This is a genomic window from Streptomyces alkaliterrae (assembly GCF_007097205.2).
GTDB classification, from domain to species: Bacteria; Actinomycetota; Actinomycetes; order Streptomycetales; family Streptomycetaceae; genus Streptomyces; species Streptomyces alkaliterrae.
Map to the genome: position 1 here is coordinate 1 of NZ_VJYK02000292.1, position 6,933 is coordinate 6,933.

Genomic DNA, 6,933 nt, shown 5'->3' on the forward strand with positions numbered 1-6,933 from the left:
GCCCTCCGAGGACCCGGACCCCGGTCCCGTCGACCCCGGCCCCGATCCGGAGGACTAGGGTCGCCGCCGCTCGACCCGGCAGGGGCGATTTGCCTCCTGCCGGGGGTGGTGCGTATGGTGGTAGATCGTTTGATCCCATTTGCCCGGCCGCCCAGAGTTGGCGTGCCGTGTGGCGCGTATCTGCTGCTTGGCCGTGGCTGACCGCATTGAGGCGGTTTGTGTGCGAACACGGAAGTCTGCGGCGCGTGCCGATGAACTCCGGAAGGTTCGCATTTCGTATGTCTGTCATCACTGCTGACTCCGCCCTGCCCGGGAACGACTCGATCGACGTCGAGACCGTCGAGACGGTCGAGGTCGAGGAGCGGGACGCGGCGGAACAGCTCGTCGAGGCCGCCGACGCCGACGCCCCCGAGGCGTCCGACGCCCCGGCCGCCGAGGTCGACGCCGACGAGGTCGACGCCGACGAGGTGACGTTCGGCACCCTCGGCCTGCCCGACCCCGTCGTGCGCAAGCTCGGCCAGAACGGTGTCGTCACCCCGTTCCCCATCCAGGCCGCCACCATCCCCGACGCGCTGCGCGGCAAGGACATCCTCGGCCGCGGCCGCACCGGTTCCGGCAAGACGCTCAGCTTCGGCCTGCCCACCCTGTCCCGGCTGGCCGGCGGCAACACCGCCCGGCACCGGCCGCGCGGCATCATCCTCACGCCCACCCGTGAGCTGGCCATGCAGGTCTCCGACGCGCTCCAGCCCTACGGCGACGTGCTCGGCCTCAAGCTGAAGGTCGTCTGCGGCGGCACCTCCATGGCCAACCAGATCTCCGCCCTGGAGCGCGGCGTCGACATCCTCGTCGCCACCCCCGGCCGGCTGCGCGACCTGATCAACCGCCGGGCGTGCTCGCTGGACGACGTCGAGGTCGCCGTGCTGGACGAGGCCGACCAGATGGCCGACCTCGGCTTCCTGCCCGAGGTCACCGAACTCCTCGACCTGGTGCCCGAGGGCGGTCAGCGCATGCTGTTCTCCGCCACGCTGGAGAACGAGATCGACACCCTCGTCAAGCGCTACCTCGTCGACCCCGTCAGCCACGAGGTCGACGCGGCGCAGGGCGCGGTCACGACGATGACGCACCACATCCTCATCGTGAAGCCGCGCGACAAGGCCCCGATCACCAACGCGATCGCCGCCCGCGACGGCCGCACCATCGTGTTCGTCCGCACCCAGCTCGGCGCCGACCGCGTCGCGGAGCAGCTGCGCGAGGCCGGCGTGAAGGCCGACGCGCTGCACGGCGGCATGACCCAGGGCGCCCGCACCCGCACCCTCGCCGACTTCAAGGACGGCATGGTCAACGTGCTCGTCGCCACCGACGTCGCCGCGCGCGGCATCCACGTCGACGGCATCGACCTCGTCCTCAACGTCGACCCCGCCGGAGACCACAAGGACTACCTGCACCGCTCCGGCCGCACCGCGCGCGCCGGCCGCTCGGGCAGCGTCGTGTCGCTGGCCCTGCCGCACCAGCGGCGGCAGATCTTCCGCCTGATGGAGGACGCCGGCGTCGACGCCTCGCGCCACATCATCGGCCGGGGCGAGCTGTTCGACGACGAGGTCGCCCGCATCACCGGCGTCCGCTCGCTCACCGAGGTGCAGGCGGAGGCCGCCTCCGGCACCGCCCGCCAGGCCGAGCTCGAGGTCGCCGAACTGACCCGCAAGCTCGAGCGCGCCCGCCGCCGCGCCGCCGAACTCCGCGAGGAGGCCGACCAGCTCACCGGTCGCGCCGCCCGCGAGCGCGGCGAGGACCCGGACGAGGCCATCGCCCGTGCCGCCGAGGAGCGCGCCGAGGCTCTCGCCCAGGAAGAGGCCGCCGCGGCCGTCCGGGAGGCCAAGGAAGCGGCCCGCGCGGAGAAGGAGCGCCGCGCCGAGGAGCGCCGTCGCGAGGGCGGCGAGCGCGGCGGTGACCGTGGCGGCTTCCGCCGGGACGGTGACCGTGGCGGCTTCCGTCGGGACGGTGACCGCGGTGGTTTCCGTCGGGACGGCGACCGTCCGGGCCGTGGCGGCCGCGACGGCGGCGAGCGCGGCGGTGACCGTGGCGGCTTCCGCCGGGACGCCGACCGCGGCGGCCGGTCCTTCGACCGCCCCGAGCGCGGCGGGTTCCGCCGCGACGAGCGCGGCGACCGTGGCGACCGCTTCGAGCGCAACGACCGTTTCGAGCGTGGCGAGCGCAACGACCGCAACGAGCGCAACGACCGCGGTGACCGCAGTGACCGTTTCGAGCGTGGCGAGCGCCGCGACGGCGACCGTCCGCACCGGGCGTACGACCGCACCGACCGCGGTGACCGCGGCGGCTTCCGCCGCGACCGGGAGCGGACCGACCGCCCGTTCAACCGCGACCGCCGCGACGAGCGCCGCCCCAGCCCGTACGGCCGTCGGGACGACCACCGCACCGGTGGCCGCACCCACGAGCGCTCGTTCGACCGCCCCGCCGGCGGCGCCGACCGCCGCGCCGACAAGCCGCGCTGGAAGCGCAACGGCTGACGCGGCGCCAGCCGACCGACCCACCGAGGGCCGGTGACCGACACCACCGTGTCGGTCACCGGCCCTCGGCCGTACCCGGTACCCGCCTGACCCGTCCGCAGCCGACGTGTCGCCGCGCCGCGCGGGCCCGCCGGTCGCCTAGCCTGCCGCCATGGAACGTGGCCTCGACCGGCCCGGCCTCGTCGCCTTCGCGGCGGCCGCGCTGTTCGCGGGCGGAAACGCCGTCGGCATCCGGTTCAGCAACCGGGAACTCGACGCGCTGTGGGGGGCGGCCCTGCGGTTCGGCGCCGCCGCCGTGCTCCTGCTGCTGATCATGGCGGCCTCCCGGCTGGCCCTGCCGCGCGGCCGGGCACTGGCCGGCGCGGTGCTGTTCGGGCTGCTGAACTTCGGTCTGACGTTCTCGCTGACGTACTACGCGCTGGTGCGCCTCCACGCGGGCCTCACCCAGACGATCCTCGCCCTCGTACCGCTCGCCGCGCTGCTGCTCGCCGTCGCCCAACGCCAGGAGCGGCTGCGCCCGGCGGCCGTCGCCGGAACGCTTGTCGCCGTCGCCGGGGTCGCGTTGGTGACCCAGGCGCCGCTGCGGAGCGCGGTGCCGGTGTTGTCGGTGCTGGCGATGCTCGGCGCGGTGCTGTGCCTCGCCCAGGCCGCCGTCCTGGTCCGCCGACTGCCGAAGGTCCACCCGGTCACGATGAACGCCGTCGGAATGACCGCGGCGGCGGTTGCGCTCTTCGCCGGTTCCCTCGCGGCCGGCGACCGCTGGGAACTGCCCGTCCGCGCCGCGACGTGGTGGGCGCTCGGCTACCTCGTCGTCGCGGGCTCGGTGCTGACGTTCGTGCTGTACCTGTTTGTCATCGGCCGCTGGGGCGCCTCCCGCGCCGCCTACGTCTTCGTGCTCGTGCCCGTCGTCACGATCGTGCTCTCCGCCTGGCTCGACGACGAACCACTCACCGGCTACCTGCTGTTCGGCGCGCCGCTCATCCTGCTCGGCGTCTACCTCGGCGCCCTCCGCCCGGCCCACCGCGCCGCCGACCGCGGCGCATGACAGCTCACTGCTAGGATCACTCGCGCTCACGCGGAGTTCCGACACAGAGGGCCCCACACCTCCCCGCAGCCTCCTCCGCGTGCCGCGAAACCCGCTGTGCGGACCTCAGCTCTTCGCTCCACCCCTTTGCTCCACCCCCCCCTTGCTCCACCACACCTCAGCTTCACCGCCCACCGCGCGTTGCCGACCCGCGCGCGGTTCCACGCCTCACGGGGAGGACCACACGTGGCTCGCCACCCCCTCATACGCAACAGGACCCTCCGCGGTGTCACCGCGGTGACGGCCGCCCTGGCCGTCGGTCTGCCGCTGCTTTCCGTCACCGGAGCCGCCACCGCGAACGGCGCCGCCGCCGACCAGCCGGTGGCCGCCGACGAGACGGTCGTCGACGCCTCGGCCCGCTTCCGGCCGCGCACGGTGAACCCGCTCATCGCGGGCCGGACCGGTTACCTGCACCTGACCGAAGAGGTCGACCGCCAGCAGTGGACCGACTACGCCACCGGCCGGACCCGCTTTCCGGCGCGAGGCCTCTCCACGGCCCACCCCGTACACCCCGGCCTGTCGCACCGCGTCGACAAGGGGGCGGAGGACGAGCCGGACACGGTCGTGATCACCGACGTCGACACCGGGCAGGAGACGGCCGTCCCGGTGGCGGAGGGCCAGCACTTCCTCGGCGCCGTCGTCGCCGACGGCGTACTGACCGCCGAACGAGCCGAGGACGGGTCCGTCACCGCGCTGAACCTGGTGCGCCTTGTCGACGGCGAGACCGTCACCCGCCCGCTCACCGGTCTCCCCGCGGGCTGGCGGCTGATGCGCGCGGCCGCGCAGGACGCCAAGGGCGCCGTGGTCCGGTTCCGCCCGGCGGTTGACTCCGCCACCGACGCGTACTTCCACCTCGACTACGGCACGGGCGAGGTCCAGCGGCTGTTCCCCGAGCTGGGCGGCACACTGCCGTCGAACGTCGTGCTGTCGGCCGGTCACATCGTCGGCTACAGCCCGCAGTGGGAGAACGCCGTACTCGTGCCCCGCGCGGCCCCGGGCACGGCGGTGCGGCTCGTCCCGCTGCCCGCCCCCGTGGACGGAACCGACCGCCGCAGCGCCCAGGCCGCCCCGGTCGGGAACTGGCTGCTGGTCGTGCACAACGAGCAGTACCCCGACAAGGCCCTCGGCCAACCCCTGTGGGCCGTGCCGTTGGACGGCGGGACCCCGCGACGGCTGCTCACCCACGCCGCGCGGCGCCTGGCGCAGGCACCGGACGGTTCGGTGGTCGCGATCGGCGGAACCCGGGCCGACAACTGGGCCGTACGCCGGGTCTCCGCCGGCGCCGACGCGCCGGGCCTGCGGACGATCCACGGCGTGGAGCCGGTGCGGGGGCCCGTCGACGGGCTCGCGCTGGCCGCCGGCCGCCTCACCGTCGCGACGTTCAAGCCCGGCACCGGCGGCCGTGCCCTCTACGACTACAACCTCGCCCCCGACGGCCGGCCGGTGAGCGGTCCGGTGCCGAGCTGGCCGCTGCGATTCGACTACAACGCCTGCCAGTCGGGAGAGGCGTGCGTGGAACTGCACGCCATGGGCAACGGCCGGACGGCGTTCACCTCCGGTAGCGCCGTGCGGGTGCCCAGCGCGCCGGACACCCACGCCGACATCAGGGCGGGCGGCGGCCAGCAGCGCCTCGTCGACACGGCCGGCCGCTACACGCTCGCCAACGGCACCGACCCCGCGCGGCAGTACGTCGGCGACGTCGAGCAGCCCGGCGACTCCCACGTCGTCCACACCCGGTCGGTCACCGCCGGCGCCCTGTGGGGCAACAAGCTGTGGAAGCCCGTGTCCGGCGCCGGGAACGTCAACTCCTACGACCTCAAGACCAAGAAGACCTCCGCCACGATCAACGTCGGCTCCGGCTGCACCCCCAGGGAACTCCAGGCCGTCGGCCGCTGGCTCTACTGGAACTGCGGTCCGACCGGCAAGGCGGGCGTCTGGGACCGCAAGGCGGGACGCGGCATCAGCGTGCCCTCCGGCGAGGCGCTACTCGGCGACGGCTTCCTCGTCCGCCACGACCGCACCGCGGGCAAGCTCCTGCTGACCGACTTCCACAAGGGCGCCGGCAGCGCCGCCCGGACCACGCAGATCGCCGACCTGCCCGCCAACCGGCTCAAGTCGCAGCGCCGCGTGGGATGGACGGTCGACCGGTTCGGCGGAAACGTCGCCTACGTCGACACCGCACAGCGCGTCCGGATCAAGCAGGTCACCGTTCCGCGCTCGCCGGTCACCGTGCTGGAGTCCCGCACTCCCGGCAAGAACCTCCAGTACGGCGCCAAGCGCCGCTGGGAGAGCACCCTCCAGCTCTCCCGCCCCGCCACCGCCTGGCGCCTCACCCTCCGTGACGGCTTCGGCCGTACCGTGCGGACGGTGAACGGCAGCAAGTCCCAGGGCGCGTCCATCACGCCCACCTGGGACGGCCGCGACGCCAACGGCAAGCCCGCCGTGAGCGGCCCGCACAACTGGACCATCAGCGTCCGAGGCGCGGGAGACACCACCTACCGCGACGTCAAGAAAGGCGGCCTGTGGCTGACCGGAGGCACCGGCGCCCACCGCGACACCAACCGTGACGGCATCGGTGAGCTGTACACGATCAACAAGGCCGGGACGCTCACCGCACACGCCTTCCGCGGCGGCGTCCACCTCAAGACGTACGCCAAGGGCTGGCACACCGGCTACACCTACGTCCCCTTCGGCGACCTGACCGGCAACGGCTGCAACGACCTGCTGGTCCGCAACACCAAGGGCACCCTGTACCGGTACAACGGCCCCTGCAACGGCGTCCCGAAGCCCACCGCCAGCCGCGTCTCGCTGGGCACCGGCTGGAACGCCTACGACATGCTCACGTACCCCGGTGACCTCACCGGGGACGGCCGCCCCGACCTGATCGCACGCAAGAAGTCCACCGGCGACGTCTACCGCTTCAACGGCACGTCGACCGGGAAGCTCGCCACCGGCGTCAAGATCGCCTCGAACTGGAAGTACGCCCAGATCATCGGCGCCGGAGACCTCAACGGCGACGGACACGGCGACCTGCTGGCCCGCACCAAGGGCGGCACCCTGTACCGCTACGACGGCCTGGGCAACGGCAAGCTGAAGAGCCGCGCAACCGTCTTCACCAACTGGGGCGGCTCGTACAACACGATCGTCGTCGCCGGAGACATGAGCGGCGACGGCATCCCCGACCTGGTCGCCCGCGACACCAAGGGCCGCGTCTTCCTCAACCGGGGCAAGCCGAACGGTTCCTTCACCGGCCGCACCCAGGTCGCCGACGGCTTCGGCGGCTACGTCAGCCTCGCCTGACACCGACACCCGCCCCTCACGCCC

At 73.4% G+C, this 6,933-nt stretch carries 3 protein-coding genes; all 3 read left to right on the top strand.

Annotated features, from left to right (window positions below; all coding sequences use genetic code 11):
* The first annotated feature begins 278 nt into the window (after nucleotides 1-278).
* The 3 genes from FNX44_RS21680 (at nucleotide 279) to FNX44_RS29765 (ending at nucleotide 6,909) form a co-directional block, all read left to right on the top strand.
* The gene (locus tag FNX44_RS21680; RefSeq protein ID WP_143650374.1) at nucleotides 279-2,525 is read left to right on the top strand and encodes a DEAD/DEAH box helicase; all 2,247 of its coding nucleotides are present in this window, start codon (nucleotides 279-281) and stop codon (nucleotides 2,523-2,525) included.
* Nucleotides 2,526-2,676: 151 nt separating this feature from the next.
* Nucleotides 2,677-3,570, top strand: a complete 894-nt coding sequence (locus tag FNX44_RS21685) for a DMT family transporter (RefSeq protein WP_143650376.1) — start codon at nucleotides 2,677-2,679, stop codon at nucleotides 3,568-3,570.
* A gap of 225 nt (nucleotides 3,571-3,795) precedes the next feature.
* Nucleotides 3,796-6,909, top strand: a complete 3,114-nt coding sequence (locus FNX44_RS29765) for an FG-GAP-like repeat-containing protein (protein WP_143650377.1) — start codon at nucleotides 3,796-3,798, stop codon at nucleotides 6,907-6,909.
* Nucleotides 6,910-6,933: the final 24 nt, after the last annotated feature.

Coding starts and splice junctions, on each gene's coding strand:
- FNX44_RS21680 (WP_143650374.1), top strand. CDS start 279: ATGTCTGTCATCACTGCTGACTCCGCCCTGCCCGGGAACGACTCGATC.
- FNX44_RS21685 (WP_143650376.1), top strand. CDS start 2,677: ATGGAACGTGGCCTCGACCGGCCCGGCCTCGTCGCCTTCGCGGCGGCC.